At 66.1% G+C, this 19346-nt stretch carries 15 protein-coding genes and 1 tRNA gene; 15 read left to right on the top strand and 1 reads right to left on the bottom strand.

Annotation, left to right across the window (positions count from 1 at the left end; genetic code table 11):
* Nucleotides 1-77: 77 nt before the first annotated feature.
* The 6 genes from I6I07_RS19270 to I6I07_RS19245 all read left to right on the top strand — a co-directional run bounded on the left by I6I07_RS19270 (nt 78) and on the right by I6I07_RS19245 (nt 5526).
* A complete protein-coding gene (locus I6I07_RS19270) occupies nt 78-2120 on the top strand; it encodes a DNA cytosine methyltransferase (protein WP_198483288.1) in 2043 nt (680 codons plus the stop codon).
* Nucleotides 2117-2380 carry a hypothetical protein gene (locus I6I07_RS19265; RefSeq protein ID WP_198483287.1) on the top strand — a complete coding sequence of 88 codons (264 nt, stop codon included), beginning with the start codon at nt 2117-2119 and terminating at the stop codon, nt 2378-2380. The genes I6I07_RS19270 and I6I07_RS19265 overlap by 4 nt, the downstream gene beginning before the upstream one ends.
* Nucleotides 2377-3456, top strand: coding sequence for a hypothetical protein (locus I6I07_RS19260; protein ID WP_198487733.1), 1080 nt, complete (start codon nt 2377-2379; stop codon nt 3454-3456). The genes I6I07_RS19265 and I6I07_RS19260 overlap by 4 nt, the downstream gene beginning before the upstream one ends.
* Complete coding sequence (locus I6I07_RS19255) at nt 3449-3874, top strand: hypothetical protein (RefSeq protein ID WP_198483286.1); 426 nt, start codon at nt 3449-3451, stop codon at nt 3872-3874. The genes I6I07_RS19260 and I6I07_RS19255 overlap by 8 nt, the downstream gene beginning before the upstream one ends.
* Complete coding sequence (locus I6I07_RS19250; protein WP_198483285.1) at nt 3867-4136, top strand: hypothetical protein; 270 nt, start codon at nt 3867-3869, stop codon at nt 4134-4136. Before I6I07_RS19255 ends, I6I07_RS19250 begins: the two co-directional genes overlap by 8 nt.
* Nucleotides 4137-4278: 142 nt before the next feature.
* Entirely contained in the window at nt 4279-5526 is a 1248-nt protein-coding gene (locus I6I07_RS19245; protein ID WP_198483284.1) for an Arm DNA-binding domain-containing protein, read from the top strand.
* Nucleotides 5527-5558: 32 nt separating this feature from the next.
* On the opposite strand, the gene I6I07_RS19240 is transcribed toward I6I07_RS19245, so the two are convergent.
* Nucleotides 5559-5645, bottom strand: a tRNA-Leu gene (locus I6I07_RS19240).
* 46 nt (nt 5646-5691) lie between these two features.
* Between I6I07_RS19240 and dapC the strand changes: the two genes are divergently transcribed.
* From dapC to I6I07_RS19195, 9 genes are all read left to right on the top strand, one after another.
* Nucleotides 5692-6888: a succinyldiaminopimelate transaminase gene (gene dapC / locus I6I07_RS19235; protein WP_198483283.1), complete on the top strand. Its 1197-nt coding sequence runs from the start codon at nt 5692-5694 to the stop codon at nt 6886-6888.
* Nucleotides 6889-6916: 28 nt separating this feature from the next.
* On the top strand, nt 6917-7738 hold the full coding sequence (dapD, locus tag I6I07_RS19230; protein ID WP_006395964.1) for a 2,3,4,5-tetrahydropyridine-2,6-dicarboxylate N-succinyltransferase: 822 nt from the start codon (nt 6917-6919) through the stop codon (nt 7736-7738).
* A complete protein-coding gene (dapE, locus tag I6I07_RS19225; RefSeq protein WP_198483282.1) occupies nt 7738-8877 on the top strand; it encodes a succinyl-diaminopimelate desuccinylase in 1140 nt (379 codons plus the stop codon). Before dapD ends, dapE begins: the two co-directional genes overlap by 1 nt.
* 10 nt (nt 8878-8887) lie before the next feature.
* A complete protein-coding gene (prmB, locus tag I6I07_RS19220; protein WP_198483281.1) occupies nt 8888-9784 on the top strand; it encodes a 50S ribosomal protein L3 N(5)-glutamine methyltransferase in 897 nt (298 codons plus the stop codon).
* On the top strand, nt 9781-11715 hold the full coding sequence (locus I6I07_RS19215) for an ABC-F family ATP-binding cassette domain-containing protein (RefSeq protein WP_104021776.1): 1935 nt from the start codon (nt 9781-9783) through the stop codon (nt 11713-11715). Before prmB ends, I6I07_RS19215 begins: the two co-directional genes overlap by 4 nt.
* A 124-nt stretch (nt 11716-11839) precedes the next feature.
* On the top strand, nt 11840-12328 hold the full coding sequence (locus I6I07_RS19210; protein ID WP_198483280.1) for an RNA polymerase sigma factor: 489 nt from the start codon (nt 11840-11842) through the stop codon (nt 12326-12328).
* Nucleotides 12325-13257 (top strand): FecR family protein, encoded by a 933-nt coding sequence (locus I6I07_RS19205; RefSeq protein WP_198483279.1) that lies wholly within the window; start codon nt 12325-12327, stop codon nt 13255-13257. Before I6I07_RS19210 ends, I6I07_RS19205 begins: the two co-directional genes overlap by 4 nt.
* Before the next feature lie 265 nt (nt 13258-13522).
* Nucleotides 13523-16153 (top strand): TonB-dependent receptor plug domain-containing protein, encoded by a 2631-nt coding sequence (locus I6I07_RS19200; protein WP_198483278.1) that lies wholly within the window; start codon nt 13523-13525, stop codon nt 16151-16153.
* A gap of 127 nt (nt 16154-16280) precedes the next feature.
* Nucleotides 16281-18920, top strand: a complete 2640-nt coding sequence (locus tag I6I07_RS19195) for a TonB-dependent receptor plug domain-containing protein (RefSeq protein WP_198483277.1) — start codon at nt 16281-16283, stop codon at nt 18918-18920.
* Nucleotides 18921-19346 lie beyond the last annotated feature (426 nt).

Raw genomic sequence — 19346 nt, 5'->3', positions numbered from 1 at the left:
AATTTTCTCTCGCTATCGCCCGGCGCTGCTTTCATCGCGCGAAGGGCTCACCACTACCTCTATTCCACGGAGTCCGCATGCTGACCCCCCAGCTTGTACTCGGCATTTCCGCCAAGCTCGTCGTCGACATTTTCGCCGGTGGCGGCGGCTGGTCCACGGCCTACGAAATGGCCACAGGCCAGCACGTACACATCGCCATCAATCACAACCCGACCGCCCTCAGCATGCATGAGGTCAACCACCCCCAGGCCAAGCACCTCATCGCCGACGTTCGTGAGGTATGCCCGCGCCAGGCGACGGGCGGCGCGGAAGTGGGCTGGCTGCACTTGTCGCCGGACTGCACCGATCACAGCCAGGCCAAGGGCGGCCAGCCGCGCAATAGGGCAATCCGCGCGCTCGCGTGGGTAACCGTGCGCTGGGCTGGGACCGTCACGCCCGACATCATCAGCCTGGAGAACGTGGTCCAGATATTGAAGTGGGGCCGGCTGGTCGCCAAGCGCTGCCCAAGCACCGGCCGCGTGGTCACGCTGGACATGGTGCCGGACGCCAGCGGTCGCATGGTGCACCGCGTGGCGGATCCAGGCGAGCGCGTACCGGTCGAGCAGCAGTATCTGGTCCCCGACCCCAAGCAACAGGGCAAACACTGGCACCGCCTGGTGGCGATCCTGCGCGGCATGGGCTACATCGTCGAATGGCGTGAGCTGAATGCTGCCGACTATGGCGCCGGCACGACTCGCACCCGCCTTTTCATGATGGCGCGTCGGGATGGGCAGCCGATCGTCTGGCCTACCGCGACCCACTTCAAGAATCCCGGCAAGGCCCAGCGACAGCGGCGCGCAGCTGCCGACGGTATCGACTGGACCATCGAGGGCAAGAGCATCTTCAATCGCCCCCGCCCTCTCGCCGACGCCACCATGCGGCGCATCGCCCGTGGCATGAAACGATACGTGCTGGACAGCGCGGATCCGTTCATCGTGCCGATCGCCAACTGGAGCCGGGACGGCTCCCATGCGGCAAGCCAGCCGATCAGCACCATCACGGCAAAGCCCCGGGGCGGATCGCATGCTGTCGTCGCGCCAGCGCTTGTTCCGGCCACTCACCACGGCGGCGACCGCATGCACGACATCCTGGGATCCGCGCCGACGATCACCGCCGCCCATCGAGGCGAACTGATGCTGTCGACTCCCGTGCTGATTCAAGCAGGGTATGGCGAGCGCAAGGGGCAGGCCCCGCGATGCCTCGATCTCCAACAGCCGATCGGCGTGGCTACGGCTGGCGGCGTCAAACATGCCGTAGCCGCAGGCTATCTCGTTCAAGCCGGCCACGGCGAGGGCAAGCCGGGCGCCCGTCGCTGGAGCTACGGCTGCAACGACCCCGCCGATCCGGTGGGTACGCTCACCGCAAGCAACGGCGGATTTTCTGTCGCTACCGGCTTCATGGTCCAGGCCAATGGTGGATTCAACGCGACGCCGGCCCATGACCTGCGGCGACCGGCCTCCACGATCACCAACAGCGGCAGTCAGCAGCAACTCATCACGGCGCACCTGGTCACGAACACCAGCGGTCATCCCGGCCGCGGTGCGGATGACGCGATGCCGACCATCACCACTGGCGGCCATCACGGCGTGGTGGCGGCGCGCCTCGCCACCTTGCGGCACCACAGCACCGGCGCGGAACTGGCTGATTCCCTCGGCACGATGGCCGCGGCCGGCCAACACCACGCACTGGTCGAATACGACCTGTCGCCCGAGCATGAGGCGGGCGCCCTGCAGGTGGCCGCGTTCCTGATGCGCTACTACGGCGAAGGCGGCCAGCTGGGGGACCTGCGCGAGCCCGCCAGCACCGTCACCACCAAGGACCGCCTGGCGCTGGTGACCGTCTACATCAAGGGCACCCCCTATGTCGTCGTGGACATCCGCCTGCGCATGCTCACGCCCGCCGAGCTTTACAACCTGCAGGGCTTCCCGCCGAGCTACATCATCGACCGAGGCCACGATGGCCGCCGGTTCACCAAGACCGAGCAGGTGCATATGGTCGGGAACAGCGTCAGCCCGCCCCCAGCCATAGCCCTGATCACTGCCAACGCACCCCGCGAACTCTTCTTGAGGATGGCAGCATGAGTCAGCTTGCATTGTTCCATCCCTCAGCTGCAACACCTGACCTACCCGCAGATCCCTACGCGTTCGACCATAACCTCGTCGGTGGCGCCCTCCGTCCATTTGTGCGCTTCTGCAAGGAACGCCTGCTCGCCCCTGAGGGCGAAATCAGCCTGTCGCTGATCCTGGAGAACGCCTGGAAGAACGGCCGCGATCATCCCTATCTCAAGGCCTGGGACACCTATTGCACACGTCACGCGCTGTCCGGAGACCAACAGAAATGACCTTTCAGATCCAGAACAATGCCGCTCAGGCGGTCGTGCAATACCTCGAATATGTAGTGCAGCAACTGCGCCAGGCCGGCCGTGTGGTCGACGAAGAAGGCGAACTGACCGACCGGCTCGACGCCCTGCTGTCCAAGCTGCGCGCCCCTGTAGTCGATGAGCCGCCCGGTGGTACGCGCTGGCCAGTACTTCGCGCCATGGCCAGGAACTACACGGCAGGAAAGCACACATGGGACGCCTTAGATGCCAACGCGTGTGAGCAAGCGGCAGAAGAGATTCGACATTTGCGCGCCGCCCTGGCAAGCGCCCCTGCGGCGAACGACCTGACGCCAGCCGGGATGAAAGAAATCTGCCCGGAGTGCGGACACCAATTCGGGTGCTTCCATAGCCCGTACATCGACAAACTGCGCGCCCTGGCAAGCGCCCCTGTAGCCGGGGAGGCGCTGTTCTGGTATCGACCGCGTTCCGACGGCTGGTACGAAGGGCCGATCCACAACGACCGCATCGAAGAAGCGCGCAAGCGTTCCGGCGCGTGGGTGCCTCTCGTTGCCGCGCCCCAGGCTGGTGCGCATGGAGTCGGGCAGACTCAGGCCGCAGCCTACCTGACGCTGGACGAGGAAGGTTCGCCCTGCATGCTGTTCTTCGATCTGGTCGAGGCGCGCGGCTACTGCGCACCAGGCGAAGAACCGGAGCCGCTGTTCCGTCATGCCGCGCCCCAGGCCAGCGTCCTGGCTGCCGAGTACGCCCGCGGCCGGAGCGATGGGTTTGACGCCGGGCGCAACGCTGCCTTGGAGCTGGCGGCAGCTGCAGTGGAAAACCACGCGCGCGCGGGGCGAGGATGGATACCAGGCAGCTTGTGGGACACCCTGTCACGCGAGGCGAGCGGCCGTATCCGCGCGCTCAAGCAGTTCCAGACGGCCAATGATGGCGCCCCCCTGGTGACGGATATCTTGGTGGTGCTGCCGCCGCTGCCGGCGGAACTTCGAGACACGGAGACCGACTCGCGCGCATATGCCCGCGCCGCGGTCCTCGCCGACCGCCTGCAGCGCGCCAATGGAGGAGAAAAGAATGTCTAGCATCGCCAACGATCGCACGGCGCGCCCCCGCAATCCGGCCGACGATGCACCCTACCCCTTCCTTCCGCCCGGCTGGATCATCGCCCACAGCGCACGCTGGGGCACCTATCGCGCGGAGGGCCCCCAGGAGCGCGGCAGCTGGGTGTCGACGCGCCAGGCAGCCACTGCGGAAGCCTGGGCCCTCTATGCCTCAAAACTCCGCTCCCAGCTGCGCGAACAAGTCGGCGAGGGTGTCGTTGTAAGCGAGGAAGAGGAAGGATACGTCCGGCGGGTCAAAGAGGCGGTGATCTTCAATCACGCGCGAGTACCTGGCGGGTTTGTCCAGGTGCGCCAGTACGACCTGCGCAAGACCATGGAGTTGTTCGCCAGAATCCAGCGTGCAGCGACCCGCACTGTGAGTGGGGGTGGCCATGCCTGATATCCGTGTGAACTTCGGCGGCACGCCCGCCATCCTGACCGTCTCCGGCAACTACAAGCCGGGGGACCTGCCGCCGACCGGCTACAGCGCGCGCGAAGAGTGGTTCTGGGTCCAGAAGCGCGCCGGCCTGCGACAACAGGAGTGCCCGCGCTGCCAGCGCTGGTGCTTCCCCCAACAGCTGGACGCCGGTGGCCGCATCTGCATCGAGTGCGCGCGCAAGCAGCATGCAAACAAGGGAGGTCGCATATGGCCAGATTCGTGACTATTTCCCGAGCCTCGGCCAGCACCGGCTATACAGAGGACGCGATTCGCTCGAAGATCCGAGACGACATCTGGCGGGAAGGCAAGGAGTGGATCCGGGCGCCGGATGACCGCGTTCTTATAGATATGGAGGGTTACGAAAAATGGGTAGAGACGGGAGGGGTGTTAAAGCCGCCTCGGAAAGCAGCATCGAAATCACGTTCCAGTACAAGGGTCGCCGCTGCCGTGAGCGGATTCCTCTCAAGCCCACGCCCGCTAACCTGAAGCGGGCCGAGCAACACAGGGCGGCGATCCTGCACGCGATTTCGACAGGCGTATTCGATTACGCTGCCACCTTTCCCGACAGCGCGCGCGCCGGAACCTTTGCGGAGACGCCGGGACAGATCCTTTCAGTTGAAAAGTATCTTGATGGATGGCTGGACGCGCGGAAACCGACGCTGAAAGCCAGTACGTTCCAGAGCTATCAGAGCATTGTCGCCGGGCTGCTCATCCCGCAATTCGGCACAGCGATGCTCACGGAGCTCAAGTGGCCCGCTATCAAGTCTTGGCTCGCAAGCATTTCGTCAACCAAGCCGCTGAGCAACAAGCGCCTGTCCAACATTCAAAGCTGCTTGCGCTCCGCGCTTGGCGACGCAGTCGAGGACGAATTGCTGGACGAGAACTGCATGCGTGGCCGCCACTACAGCCGGCAGGAACAGCCCGTGGACGATGACGACGGGGAAAGCGACGATCCGGATCCCTTCACCCCAGAAGAGCAGGCAGCGATCCTGGCGAAGCTGCCCGCACAAACCCGCAACTACGCAATCGTGACTCTCTGGAGCGGGCTTCGCCCGAGCGAGCAAATCGCGTTGAACTGGTCAGACATCGACTTTGGCCGAGGGGTGATTCTGGTGCGCAAGGCAATCACGCGGGCCGCCAAGGGGGTCGCCGAGCTGCCGAAGACGAAAGCCAGTCGGCGCGACGTGAAAATCCTGGGGCCAGCCCTCCAAGCGATCAACGACCAAAAAGCGTATACCTGGGTTGGCGCGGAGCCGCACGGGGAAGTTTTCCGGAATCCCGGGACGGGGGAACGGTGGTCGAGCAGCCAGGCCGTACAGAAGGTCTGGGCGACGGCGCTAAAGCGGGCTGGCGTTCGGTATCGGCGTCCGTATCAGATGCGCCACACCTACGCGAGCATGATGCTTTCAGCCGGGGAACATCCGATGTGGGTCGCGCGCCAAATGGGCCACAAGGACTGGGCCATGATCATTCGCGTGTACGGGAAATGGATGCCAGCTGCGGATCCTGATGCCGGAGGAAAGGCCGTCGGCCTCTTCGGGGAAAAGCTGGCATTAAGTTGTCAATCTGGAGCCAAAACAGCCCCAAAACAGCCAAAAACAATGACAGGGTAAAACCCTAAGTCATTGTTTTTGCTGGATAAAGCTGGTGCGAAGGAGGGGACTCGAACCCCTACACCTGTTACGGCGTCAGGACCTAAACCTGGTGCGTCTACCAATTTCGCCACCTTCGCAAAGGTCAAGCCCGCTATTGTAGCTTGCTTGTTAAAATCTTGCGTCATGAATCCGCGCCTCGATGCCCTGCACCCCTACCCGTTCGAAAAACTGCGCGCCCTGCTGGCCTCGGCCAGCACGCAGCCGGACGGCCTGACGCCCATCAACCTGTCGATCGGCGAGCCCAAACACGCCGCGCCGGAGCGCATCGCGCAGGCCATCCGCGACCACATGGAGGGGCTGTCGGTGTACCCGTCGACCAAGGGCGATCCCGCCCTGCGCCAGGCCATCGCCAGCTGGCTGGCGTCGCGCTACAGCATCCCGGCGCCGGACGCCGAGACCCAGGTGCTGCCGGCGCTGGGCTCGCGCGAGGCGCTGTTCGCCTTCACCCAGACGGTGATCGATCCGGCGGCCGGGTCCGTGGTGATCTGCCCCAACCCGTTCTACCAGATCTACGAGGGCGCCACGCTGCTGGCCGGCGCCACGCCCTATTACGTCAACGCCGACGCGCTGCGCAATTTCGCCTGCGACTGGAACCAGGTGCCGGACGAGGTCTGGAAAAAGACCCGCATGGTGTTCGTCTGCTCGCCCGGCAACCCGGCCGGCAATGTCATGACGCTGGACGAATGGGAAGACCTGTTCGCCCTGTCCGACCGCCATGGGTTCGTGATCGCCTCCGACGAGTGCTATTCCGAGATCTACCTGGACGAAGGCAATCCGCCGCTGGGCGGCCTGCAGGCGGCGCGCCGCCTGGGTCGCGACGACTACCGCAACCTGGTGGCGTTCTCCAGCCTGTCCAAGCGTTCCAACGTGCCGGGCCTGCGCTCGGGTTTCGTGGCGGGCGACGCCGCGCTGATCGGCCGCTTCCTGCGCTATCGCACGTATCATGGCAGCGCCATGAGCCCGCTGGTGTCGGCGGCCAGCATCGCCGCCTGGACCGACGAAGTCCACGTCAAGGACAACCGCCGCCTGTACCGCGAGAAATTCGAGGCCGTGCTGCCGATCCTGCAGAACGTGCTGGACGTCCAGCGTCCCCAGGCCTCGTTCTACCTGTGGGCGGCCACCCCGGGTTCGGATACCGCGTTTGCGCGCGACCTTTATGGCCGTACCGGTGTTACCGTGCTGCCGGGCAGTTTCCTGGCGCGCGAGGCGCACGGTGTGAATCCTGGGCAGGGGCGCGTCCGCCTGGCCCTGGTGGCGCCTTTGGCCGACTGCGTGCAGGCGGCCGAACGCATCGCCCATTTCGTACATACTTCTGTTTGACCAACCTTCTTTCAAAAGCTGAGCCGCTATGACTCTCGACCTGCAGACCACCATCGAAAAAGCCTGGGACGACCGGGCCAACCTGTCGCCCTCCGACGCCAGCGCCGAAGTGCGCGAAGCCGTCGAACACACCATCGACGGGCTGGACCTGGGCCGCCTGCGCGTGGCCGAGAAAATCAACGACGACTGGGTCGTGCACCAGTGGATCAAGAAGGCCGTGCTGCTGTCGTTCCGCCTGTACGACAACGCCATCATGGGCCAGGCCCCGCTGCAGTTCTACGACAAGGTGCCGCTCAAGTTCTCGGAATACGGCGACAACGCCTTCAAGCAAGGCGGCTACCGCGTGGTGCCGCCCGCCGTCGCCCGCCGCGGCGCCTTCATCGGCCGCAACGTGGTGCTGATGCCCTCGTACGTCAACATCGGCGCCTACGTCGATGAAGGCACCATGGTCGACACCTGGGCCACCGTCGGCTCGTGCGCCCAGATCGGCAAGAACGTCCACCTGTCCGGCGGCGTCGGCATCGGCGGCGTGCTCGAGCCGCTGCAGGCCAACCCCACCATCATCGAAGACAACTGCTTCATCGGCGCCCGCTCGGAAGTCGTCGAAGGCGTGATCGTCGAAGAGAACTCGGTGCTGGCCATGGGCGTGTACCTGTCGCAAAGCACCAAGATCTATGACCGCGCCACGGGCAAGGTCACCTACGGCCGCGTGCCGTCGGGTTCGGTGGTGGTGCCGGGCTCGCTGCCCTCGGCCGACGGCTCGCACAGCCTGGCCTGCGCCGTCATCGTCAAGCGTGTCGACGCGCAGACCCGCGCCAAGACCAGCATCAACGATCTGCTGAGGGCGTAATGGCGGCTTCGGTTGTTCTGGATCTGGTCAAGGACCTGATCGCCCGTCCGTCGGTGACCCCGGCGGACGCCGATTGCCAGGCGACGCTGGCCGCGCGCCTGGCGCGCATCGGCTTCACCTGCGAAACCATCGCCCAGGGCGGTGTCACCAACCTGTGGGCGCGCCGTGGCAATACGGCGCCGCTGACGGTCTTCGCCGGCCACACCGACGTGGTGCCGCCGGGTCCGCGCGAGAAGTGGGAAAGCGATCCGTTCGTGCCCACCGAGCGCGACGGCTACCTGTACGGCCGCGGCGCCGCCGACATGAAGAGCTCGATCGCCGCCTTCGTGGTGGCGGCCGAGGAATTCGTGGCGGCCAATCCGCAGCACGGCGGCTCGATCGCCCTGCTGATCACGTCCGACGAAGAAGGTCCGTCGATCGACGGCACCGCCATCGTCTGTGACGCGCTCAAGGCGCGTGGCGAGCAGATGGACTACTGCATCGTCGGCGAACCCACCTCGGGCGACGTGCTCGGCGACACCTGCAAGAACGGTCGCCGCGGCTCGCTGTCGGGCACGTTGACGGTCAAGGGCATCCAGGGCCACGTGGCCTACCCGCACCTGGCGCGCAACCCGGTGCACCAGTTGGCGCCGGCGCTGGCCGAGATCGTCGCGATCGAATGGGACCAGGGCAACGAGTACTTCCCGCCCACCACGTTCCAGGTCTCGAACCTGAACTCGGGCACCGGCGCCACCAACGTGGTGCCGGGCGACGCCGTGGCGCTGTTCAACTTCCGCTTCTCCACCGCCAGCACGCCGGAAGGCCTGCAGGCGCGGGTGCACGAAGTGCTGGACCGCCATGGGCTGGAATACACGCTGGACTGGGACCTGGGCGGCGAGCCCTTCCTGACCCCGCGCGGTTCGCTGACCGATGCGCTGGTCAAGGCCATCCACGCCGAGACCGGCGTGACGGCCGAGCTGTCGACCACCGGCGGCACGTCCGATGGCCGCTTCATCGCCAAGATCTGCCCGCAAGTCATCGAGTTCGGCCCTTGCAACGCCACGATCCACAAGGTCAACGAGCGTATCGAGCTGGCCTCGCTGGACCCGTTGAAAAACATCTATCGGCGCACGCTGGAAAACCTCCTGCCCGCCAAGTAAAAAGCCTCCCATGTATCAATCCGCCCGCCAAGAACTGCTGACCCTGCGCGACCTGATCCGCTATGGCGTATCGCGCCTGAACGCCGCCCAGGTGGCGCTGGGACACGGCAGCGACAACGCCTGGGACGAGACGGTCTATCTGGTCCTGCACGCGCTGCACCTGCCGCTGGACACGCTGGAGCCCTTCCTGGACGCCCGCGTGCTCAGCGAGGAACGCAACCGCGTGCTGGAGCTGATCGACCGCCGCGTCACCGAGCGCGTGCCGGCCGCCTATCTCACCAATGAGGCCTGGCTGCGCGGGCATCGCTTCTACGTGGACGCGCGCGTCATCGTGCCGCGCTCGCCCATCGCGGAGCTGCTGGACGAAGGCCTGTCGCCCTGGGTACAGGACGCGCAGGCCGTCGACAGCGTGCTGGACATGTGCACCGGCTCGGGCTGCCTGGCGATCCTGTCGGCCCTGGCCTTCCCCTATGCCCAGGTGGACGCCGTCGACGTGTCGCCCGACGCGCTCGAGGTCGCCCGCCGCAACGTCGACGACTACGGCCTGGGCGACCGGCTGGCGCTGCACCAGAGCGATCTGTTCGACAGCCTGCCCGAACGCCAGTACGACGTGATCGTCTGCAACCCGCCCTACGTCAACAGCGGTTCGATGGACGTGCTGCCGCAGGAATACCGCCACGAGCCGCACCTGGCCCTGGCCGGCGGCGCCGACGGCATGGACCTGGTGCGCCGCATCCTGCAGGCGGCACCGCGCTACCTGTCGGAGAACGGCGTGCTGGTGCTGGAGATCGGCCACGAGCGCGATTTCTTCGAAGCCGCCTTCCCTGAACTGTCGCCGGTGTGGCTGGATACGGAAGAAGCCTCCGACCAGCTGCTGTTGCTGACCCGCGAGCAGTTGACGACGTGATCCGCGCCTCTGGATTGACCCTGCGCCGTGGCACCAAGGTGCTGCTGGACGACGCCGAATTCGTGGTGCACCCGGGCGAGCGCGTCGGCATCGTCGGCAAGAACGGCGCCGGCAAATCGTCGCTGTTCGCGCTGCTGACCGGCGCGCTGGACCTGGACGCCGGCAACCTGGCGCTGCCGGCCGGCTGGCGCATCGCCAGCGTCGAACAGGAACTGCATGCCGACGACCGCCCCGCGCGTGAATTCGTCATCGACGGCGACACGCCGCTGCGCGCGCTGCAGGCGCGCCGCGCCGAGCTGACCGACGACCAGGGCACGCAGATCGCCGAGGTCGAAGCGGCCCTGGTCGAGGCCGGCGCCTGGAGCGCGGCCTCGCGCGCCGAACAGCTGCTGGCCGGCCTGGGCTTCAAGCCGGCCGAATGGACGCAGCCGGTGGCGAGCTTCTCCGGCGGCTGGCGCATGCGCCTGGCGCTGGCGCGCGCGCTGATGGCGCCGTCCGAACTGCTGCTGCTGGACGAGCCCACCAACCACCTGGACCTGGACGCCATGCTGTGGCTGGAGAAATGGCTGGCCGCCTATCCCGGCACCGTCATGCTGATCTCCCACGACACCGAGTTCCTGGACGCGGTGGCCAAGTCCATCCTGCATTTCGACCACGCCAAGCTGGTGCGCTACCGCGGCGGCTACGGCGACTTCCTGACGCAGCGCGCCGAGCGCCTGCGCCAGACCAATATCGCCTACGAACGCCAGACCCGTGAAACGGCGCGCCTGCAGGGCTTCATCGACCGCTTCAAGGCCAAGGCCTCCAAGGCCAAGCAGGCCCAGAGCCGGGTCAAGGCCCTGGCGCGCATGCAGGTGCTGGCGCCGCTGCAGGCCGAGGCCGGCATCGACATCCGCATCCCCTCGCCCGAGCAGGTGCCGGACCCGCTGCTGACGCTGGAACACCTGTCGGCCGGCTACACCGACGCGGCCGGCAACGACGTGCCGATCCTGCGCGACGTGACGCTGATGGTGCGCGCCGGCAGCCGTGTCGGCGTGCTGGGCGCCAACGGCGCCGGCAAGAGTACGCTGATCAAGACGCTGGCCGAAGAACTGCCGGTGCAGGCGGGCGAACGCCGCGCCTCGCGCGGGCTGGCGATCGGCTACTTCCACCAGCACCAGCTCGACATGCTGGACGTGGACAGCACGCCGCTGGCGCACCTGGCGCGGCTGTCGCCGGAAACGCGCGAGCAGGAGCTGCGCAATTACCTGGGCGGCTTCGGCTTCTCGGGTGATACGGTCAACAGCAAGGTCGGCCCGATGTCGGGCGGCGAAAAGGCTCGCCTGGCCCTGTCGCTGATCGTCTGGCAGAAGCCCAACCTGCTGCTGCTGGACGAACCCAGCAACCACCTGGACGTCGAGACGCGCGAGGCCCTGGCCGCCGCGCTGGCCGAATTCGGCGGCAGCATGCTGCTGGTGTCGCACGATCGCCACCTGCTGCGCACCACCGTGGACAGCTTCTGGATCGTGGCCGACGGCGCCGTGCGCGAATTCGACGGCGACCTGGAGGACTACCGCGACTGGCTGGCCGCCCGCAACGCCGGCGAACGCGCCGAAGCGGCGCGCGAAAACGCCGAGAACGGCGAGGCCGTGGTCGACCGCAAGGCGCAACGCCGCGCCGAGGCCGAGCAGCGCCAGCGCCTGTCGGCGTTGCGCAAGCCGCTGGAAGCCAAGCTGGCCAAGGTCGAGACCGAGATGGAGAAGCTGCGCGTCAAGCTGCAGGCGCTGGACGGCGTCATCGCCGACCCGGACCTGTATTCCGATGCGCGCCGCGCCGAGCGCCAGAAGGTCATGGCCGAACACGGCGAACACGGCAAGCGCCTGGAAACGCTGGAAGAACAGTGGCTCGAACTGCAGGGCTCGCTGGAAGAAATCGAACAGGGCGAAGCCTGATCGACAAGCGGACGGCGCGCGCCGTCCGCCCCTTCCCTTCCCAGGGAAACATGCAATAACAATAATAATTATCATTTATAATATGAAGTGAATCTGACTCTATCTGGCGCCCGCCGTCAGCGACATGTCTTCGCTTACCGATGTATTTATCCGGCACTACCGCGAAGTGCTGGGCTTCCTGGCCATGCGCACCGGCTCGCGCGACGTGGCCCAGGATTGCGCCCAGGACACGTGGATCAAGCTGGCCGAGTTCAAGGACAGAACCCTTCCGGACAACGACCGCGCCTATGTCTTCCGGGTGGCCGCCAACATCGCCACCGACTGGCATCGGCGGCGCGGCCGTGAAATGGTCGCGGTGGCCGACTACGCCGCCGCGCAGCCGCCGGCGTTCGAAGCCGACACGCTCGAAGTCGCCTCGGCCAACCAACTGCTGCGCCGGCTCGAATCGGCCCTGCTGCGCCAGCCGCGCCGCAGCCTGGACGTGTTCGTCCTGCATCGCCACGAAGGCCTGACCTACCGCGCCATCGCCGAACGTTTCGCCATCTCGGTCAGCGCGGTCGAAAAGCACATGATGCGCATCCTGCTGGCCTGCGACCAGGCCCTGAGCGCGTGAACAAAGCCGCCGCCCACGGCAACGCCACGGCCGCCGACGAACAGGCCTCGCGCTGGGTCATCCGCCACAGCGGCCAGCCGCTGGACGCGCAGGCGCAGGCGGAATTCGACGCCTGGTACCAAGCCGATCCCCGCCATGCCGCCGCCTTTGACCGGCTGGCGCGGGTGTGGCGCCGCATGGGCGAGATCGACCGCGGCAAGCTGGCCATCCGCCCGCCGCGCAAACGCCGCGCGGCATTGGCCCTGGCGCTCGTCACGGCCGCGGGCATGGCCGCTTATTCCCTGCGCGACTTCCAGCCGGACGCCGACTACGCCAGCGGCACGCAGCCGCTGCGCGTGGCCCTGCCCGACGGCTCGCGCGCCATCCTGGACGCGCATTCGGCCATCGCCGTGGACTTCGGCCCGGGCAAGCGTGAGGTGCGCCTGCTGTCCGGCCAGGCCCTGTTCGAGGCCACGCCCCGCGGCGCCGACGGCCCCGCCTTCACGGTCGTCACGGCGGACGCCAGCGCCACCGCCCTGGGCACGCGCTACACCGTGGCGCGCGACGCCGACGCGACCCGCGTCACCGTCTACCAGCACCAGGTGGCGGTGCAATGCCTGGCCTGCGCCGACGGGCAGCTACAAACCCTCGAACCGGGGCAACGCATCACGGTCTCGGCCAGCGGCATGGTCCGCGACCCGGCGCCGCGCGAAACCGCGCCCGCCTGGAGCCAGGGCCTGCTGGCCTTCAACGACACCGCGCTGCCCGACGCCGCCGCGCAGCTGGCGCGCTACACCGGCAAGCACATCCTGGTGCTGGGCGAACTGGCGCGCGGCACCCGCGTGTCCGGCACCGCGAGCATCGCCGATCCCAAGCGCGCACTCGACCTGCTGCTGGCGCAGACCAAGGTGGGCATCACCGACCTGCCCGGCCTGCTGATCCTGCGCTGAGGGATTGCCCTTGCAGGGCTGGCGGGTCCGGCGCGATCCGCATGGCAGGGCATCGCCTGCATCGCAGGCGCATCAACTTTCCGCGGCGCCGCCCTTTCACGCCCCCCCCACTACTCGCGATATCCCGGACTGCGCTCGCCGTCTTCCACTGGCATTTCCAATCGGTAAATAAGAATCAATATAAATTATTCATCAATTCTGCAATGAGGGGTTGCGTCCTAAACGGCGTCCTACGGCTGACATCAACACAGCGTAGGACGTTTTCATGCCTTTCCCTCTTGACCGCAAACGCCGGCCCAGCGCCTCGGCCGCCCTCCTTTGCGTCATGCTGGCCATCACCGCTCCCGTCGCCGCCCAGCCGCCCGCCCGCACCATCGCGTATGACATCCCGACGCAGGCGCTGGGCGACGCCCTGCTCGCGCTCGGGCGCCAATCGGGCCTGGAGATCTCGTTCCCGCCGGCCGCCGTGGCGGGCAAGGTCTCGCCCGCGCTGCAAGGCGAGTACTCCGCCCTGCTGGCGCTGGACCGCCTGCTGGCCGGCTCCGGCCTGGCACTGCGCGCCGACGGCCCGGGCCGCTACATCGTCTTCGTCGACAAGACCCATCCGTTCTCGACTTCGCGGCTCGACCCCGTACGCGTCTATGGCGAACAGGCCGGCGAGCGCATCTATGGCCAGCAGGAAATCGCCGAAACGCCATCGTCCAACCGCGACCTGAGCACCCTGGTCGCCAGCCACCCGGCGGTGCGCACCAACCCGGGCGCCAGCGGCTCGCAGAACCGCGGCTCGCTCAACGTCGAGGACATCTCCTTCCACGGCTCGAGCCCCTACCAGAACCTGTTCCAGATCGACGGCATCGACGCCACCAACCGCGTCGATCCGGCCAGCAAGAACCTCAATCTGCAGGTCGGCAACGTCCCCAGCAACCCGCAGTCCTACTTCGTCGACACCAGCTTGCTGGAAGCGGTGCGCGTGTACGACAGCTTCGTGCCGGTCGAGTACGGCCGCTTCACCGGCGGCGTGGTGGACGCGCGGCTGCGCCGCTTCTCGGGCGAGAACCACCTGAAGTTCGACTACCGCTGGAACACCTCGAAGATGACGCAGCAGCAGGTGTCGGAAGGCGAGGAGAACAGCTGGGCGCAGGGCCAGCCGGGCTATTCCCCCGAATGGAAAAAGCGCTTCTACTCCGTGGTGGGCGACTTCGCCTTCAACGACAAATCCGGCGTGGTGCTGGCCATGTCGCGCCGTGAATCCGACATCACGCGCTGGAACATGGGGGTGGACGACAAGGGCCAGCCGCAGCAGGGCCAGGACACCTACCGCGACCGCGTCGACAACTTCCTGGGCAAGTTCAGTGTGCGCGCCAGCGCCGACACCACCGCCGACCTGACGCTGAAATACAGCGACCGCAGCGAGACGCTGTCCAGCTACCTGTTCCGCGATACGCATTGGGACAACAACCACGGCGCCTACGGCCTGAGCGGCAACCTCGACCACCTGTTCCAGGGCGGGCGCTTCACGCTGCAGGCCGGCTGGGACCACGCCACCAGCGACCGCCAATCCGTCGGCGACGAACTGGTGACCTACCAACCCTACAAGCTGCCGCAATACACCGCGGGCGGCTTCGGCAAGGAACAGACGCGGCAGGACACCTGGACCCTGAAGGGACGCGTCGATCTGGATCCGGTGCGCACCGGCATCTTCACCCACAGCCTGTACGCCGGCGCCGACCTGCAGCAGATCGACGCGGGCTTCAAGCGCTTCCAGGATTCGTATTCGTTCCGCCGCGCCTACAACAACAAGGGCACCTACCAGGACTTCAGCAAGGTCCATTACCTGCCCGGCACGGTCGATGTGAAATACAGCATGGCCAGCGTGTACCTGTCCGACCGCATCGAATGGCAGCGGCTGGCGCTGGACGCCGGGTTGCGCTACGACCGCGAGACTTTCCTGGGCAACAACAACCTGTCGCCGCGCACCCGCCTGGAGTGGGACGTGCTGGGCTCGGGCGACACGCTGCTGAGCGCGGGCTGGTCGCGCTACTACGGCAGCGAAGTGCTGGAGACCGCGCTGGAAGCCGAACGCAGCCGCCTGCGCCGGCAGGTGCTCGACAGCAAGGGCAAGCCCGTGACCGACGGCGGCAAGGAATACTTTGTCGATTACCGTGGCCTGCGCATGCCCTACGACGATGAATGGGCGGTGTCGCTGCGCCAACGCATGGCGGGCATCGAAGGCCTGCTCAGCTACGTGCATCGCAACGGCCGCGACCAATGGACCAAGAGCGGCACGCAGGCCGCGGGCTACACCTATGGCAACGACGGCTTTTCCACCACAGACGGCGTCAGCCTGACGCTGCGCACGCTGGAACCCTGGCGCCTGGGGCCGACGCGGTGGAACATGCAGGCATCGTGGAGCTGGCAGAAGCGCAAGACCAACGGCGACCTGGTCACCGGCTACACCGCCGATGCGCGCGATCCGGATGACCGCGTGATCTACAACGGCTCGGAAATCCGCGCCATCGACCTGCCGCCCAGCACCTTCTACCAGCCCCAGGTCGCTTCGCTCACACTGATCGGCGCCTACCCGCGCGCCGGCCTGACCTGGAGCAACAAGCTGAACTGGCGCAGCAAGCGCGACGCCACCATCTACGTCGGCGTCGGCCCGCGGCCGGAATACCTCGACCGCTACGAGTCCGGCGAACTGCCGTCGTACTGGACCTGGGACACCAAGCTGGCGTGGCAGCCGACCTTCGCGCGCAACCTGGAATTCACGGTGGAAGTGCTGAACCTGCTGAACCGCATGCCGGCGGTCACGGCCAGCAATCCGAACCTGAAGACCAACCGCAGCACGTTCCAATCGGGACGCGAACTGTGGTTGCAGGTGGGGTATCGGTTCTGAAGCAGCGCCCGCCCCTTCCCTTGGTCTGAACTTGCAGGTGCATGCAGGGTTTTCGCCGTCCGGGCGCTGAGGTCTGCCGCCGCCCGGCGCGTCCTCTGGCTGAATTCAAAACAGCCAGAGGCGCCCCATGCTTTTCTCCTTTACTCCTTCGTCCCGGCGCCGCTACGGCGCCTGGGCCACAGCCGTCTGCACGGCGCTGACCTGGGCCGCGCCGTCAGCGGCCCAGCGCGCCCCGCTCGCCCACGTCTACGACATTCCCGCCCAAGCGCTCGGTGACGCGCTGCTGGCGCTCGGCCGCCAGGCCGGCCTGGAAATCTCCTTCCCGCCGGCCGCCGTCGCCGGCAAGGTCTCGCCCGCCCTGCAAGGCGAGTATTCGGCGCTGCTGGCGTTGAACCGCCTGCTGGCCGGCTCCGGCCTGGCGCTGCGCGCCGATGGGCCGCGGCGCTATATCGTCTTCGCCGACAAGGCCACGCCGTTCTCGGCGTCGCGGCTGGAGCCGGTGCGGGTCTACGGCGAGCAGATCGGCGAACGCATCTATAGCCGCGAGGAAATCGCCGCGACGCCCTCGTCCAATCGCGATCTGAGCACACTGGTGGCGACGCATCCGGCGGTGCGCACCGATCCGGGCGCGGCCAGCTCACAAAACCGAGGCTCGCTCGACGTGGAAAGAATTTCATTTCACGGCGCCAGCCCCTACCAGAACCTGTTCCAGATCGACGGCACAGACGCCACCAACCGGGTGGACCCGGCCAGCCGCAACCTGAACCTGCAGATTGGCAACGTGCCCAGCAATCCGCAGTCGTACTTCATCGACACCCACCTGATCGACCAGGTCCGGGTGTACGACAGCTTCGTGCCGGTCGAGTACGGCCGCTTCACGGGCGGTGTGGTCGATGCGCGCCTGCGCCGCTTTTCCGGCGAGAACCACCTGCAATTCGATTACCGCTGGAACACTTCGAACATGACCCGACAGCAGGTCGCTCAAGGAGAGGAAAACAAATGGGCGCAAGGCAGCCCCGGATATTCGCCAGCATGGACGAAACGCTTCTACTCGGCCGTGGGCGATATCGCTTTCAACGACAAGTCCGGTGTGGTGCTCGCCCTGTCGCATCGGCAATCCGACATCACTCGCTGGATCATGGGCGCGGACGACAAGGGCGAGCAGCCCCTGGCAGCCCAGAACACCTATCGTGACCGTATCGACAATTTCCTGGGCAAATTCAGCGTGCTGGCCAGCGCGGATACCACCGCCGACCTGACGTTGAAATACAGCGACCGCAGCGAAAGGCTGGCCAGCAATACCTTCCGCGACACGCACTGGGACAACAACCATAGCGCCTATGGCCTCAACGGCAATCTGGAGCGGCAATTGCAAGGCGGACGATTGACGTTGCAGGCAGGCTGGGACCGTGCCAGCAGCAACCGCCAATCGGTCGACAGCGAATTCGTCACCCACGTGGTGTATAAGCTGCCGAAATACACCACGGGAGGCTTCGGCAAGGAACAGACGCGGCAGGACACCTGGACCCTCAAAGGCCGCATCGACCTGGATCCTTGGAACACCGGCGCGTTCACGCATACCTCCTATGCCGGCGTCGATCTGAACCAGATAAACGCCGGGTTCGAGCGCTTGCGGGATTCCTATTCCTACAAGCGCACCTACAACGGCGCCGGCACCTACCGGGACAGCAACAAGAGCCACAACCTGCCCGGCACCGTCAATGTCAGGTACCACATGGCAAGCCTGTACCTGTCCGATCGCATCGAATGGCGCAGGTTGGCCCTGGATGCCGGCCTGCGGTATGACCAGGAGAGCTTCCTCGGCACCCGCAACGTGTCGCCGCGCACCCGCCTGGACTGGGACCTGTTCGGCGCCGGCGGCACCCTCCTGAGCGCGGGATGGTCGCGCTACTACGGCGCCGAGGTGCTGGAAACCGCCCTGGAAGCCGAACGCCATCGCCTGAGCCGCCTGGAGATCGACGGCAAGGGCAATCCCGTTGACGATGGCGCCAAGCCCTATAGGGTGGACTACGACGGATTGCGGCTGCCCCATGACGACGAATGGGCGGTTTCGCTGCGCCAGCGTCTGGCCGGGCTGGAAGGCCAGCTAAGCTATGTGCACCGTAACGGCCGGGACCAGTGGACCAAGCGCAGCACCGGCATTGGCAGTTACCGGTACACCAATGACGGCCGATCCACCACTGACAGCGTCACCCTGGCACTCAGCACGCTGGAGCCGTGGCGCGTCGGCAAGACCCGCTGGAACCTGCTGGCCACCTGGGGATGGCAAAAGCGCAAGACCAACAACGACCTGCTCAAGGGCTATGACGGCGATGCGCGCGATCCCGACGACCGCGTGATCTACAACGGCGCCGAGATCCGCGCGATCGACCTGCCGCCCACCAGTTTCTACCAACCCCAGGTCGCCGCGCTCACCCTGATCGGCGCCTATCCGCGCATGGGCCTCACCTGGAGCAATATGCTGAACTGGCGCGGCAGGCGCGATGCCACGATCTATGAAGGCCGGGGACCCAAGCCGGAATACCTCGACCGCTTCAAATCCGGCGGCCTGCCCTCGTACTGGACCTGGGATAGCAAGCTCACCTGGCAGCCCACTGCCTTGCCCAGCATGGAATTCGCGATCGAGGTGCTGAACCTGCTGAACCGCATGCCCGCGCTCACCGCGACCAACCCAAGAGGAAAGACCACGCCCAATACTTTCCAATCCGGCCGCGAACTCTGGCTCCAGGTCGGCTACCGCTTCTGACAACGCCCGACGATATGACCGACCGCTCACGGCTTCAGCGTCTAGGTATCCCTCCTCCTGCCACACCTCGCTATCGACAGAGATCCTAGGACGCCTCTCGACACCCCAATCCGATTGAGAAATTAAGTCTCAGCCACAGAGCGCCAATCTCTTCGGCCTCTAGGCTTGTGTGTAAAGATCGGCGGGGCCAGGGGTGCCTGGGGCAAGGACTTACCAATTACGACAGCGCGGCGCCGGGAGAAGGCGAGTTCTATATCAACTAGATTATTCCGTCGTACCTAAAAAAGTCAGCCTGTTAGTGCCCAAGATTTTACCGTCAGTCGTAGCTGCAATCTCCGCGAGCCGTGCGAACGAGCCTTCGCTCCAACTGCATCTTCACAACGCCATCAATACTCCCCCAAAGAAATAAGCGCCTGCCAATCGGTC

Origin of the sequence: Achromobacter deleyi, assembly GCF_016127315.1 — a bacterium.
GTDB classification, from domain to species: Bacteria; Pseudomonadota; Gammaproteobacteria; order Burkholderiales; family Burkholderiaceae_B; genus Achromobacter; species Achromobacter insuavis_A.
This window is presented reverse-complemented; position numbering and strand designations above follow the sequence as displayed.

Coding starts and splice junctions, on each gene's coding strand:
- I6I07_RS19270 (WP_198483288.1), top strand. CDS start 78: ATGCTGACCCCCCAGCTTGTACTCGGCATTTCCGCCAAGCTCGTCGTC.
- I6I07_RS19265 (WP_198483287.1), top strand. CDS start 2,117: ATGAGTCAGCTTGCATTGTTCCATCCCTCAGCTGCAACACCTGACCTA.
- I6I07_RS19260 (WP_198487733.1), top strand. CDS start 2,377: ATGACCTTTCAGATCCAGAACAATGCCGCTCAGGCGGTCGTGCAATAC.
- I6I07_RS19255 (WP_198483286.1), top strand. CDS start 3,449: ATGTCTAGCATCGCCAACGATCGCACGGCGCGCCCCCGCAATCCGGCC.
- I6I07_RS19250 (WP_198483285.1), top strand. CDS start 3,867: ATGCCTGATATCCGTGTGAACTTCGGCGGCACGCCCGCCATCCTGACC.
- I6I07_RS19245 (WP_198483284.1), top strand. CDS start 4,279: ATGGGTAGAGACGGGAGGGGTGTTAAAGCCGCCTCGGAAAGCAGCATC.
- dapC (WP_198483283.1), top strand. CDS start 5,692: ATGAATCCGCGCCTCGATGCCCTGCACCCCTACCCGTTCGAAAAACTG.
- dapD (WP_006395964.1), top strand. CDS start 6,917: ATGACTCTCGACCTGCAGACCACCATCGAAAAAGCCTGGGACGACCGG.
- dapE (WP_198483282.1), top strand. CDS start 7,738: ATGGCGGCTTCGGTTGTTCTGGATCTGGTCAAGGACCTGATCGCCCGT.
- prmB (WP_198483281.1), top strand. CDS start 8,888: ATGTATCAATCCGCCCGCCAAGAACTGCTGACCCTGCGCGACCTGATC.
- I6I07_RS19210 (WP_198483280.1), top strand. CDS start 11,840: ATGTCTTCGCTTACCGATGTATTTATCCGGCACTACCGCGAAGTGCTG.
- I6I07_RS19200 (WP_198483278.1), top strand. CDS start 13,523: ATGCCTTTCCCTCTTGACCGCAAACGCCGGCCCAGCGCCTCGGCCGCC.
- I6I07_RS19195 (WP_198483277.1), top strand. CDS start 16,281: ATGCTTTTCTCCTTTACTCCTTCGTCCCGGCGCCGCTACGGCGCCTGG.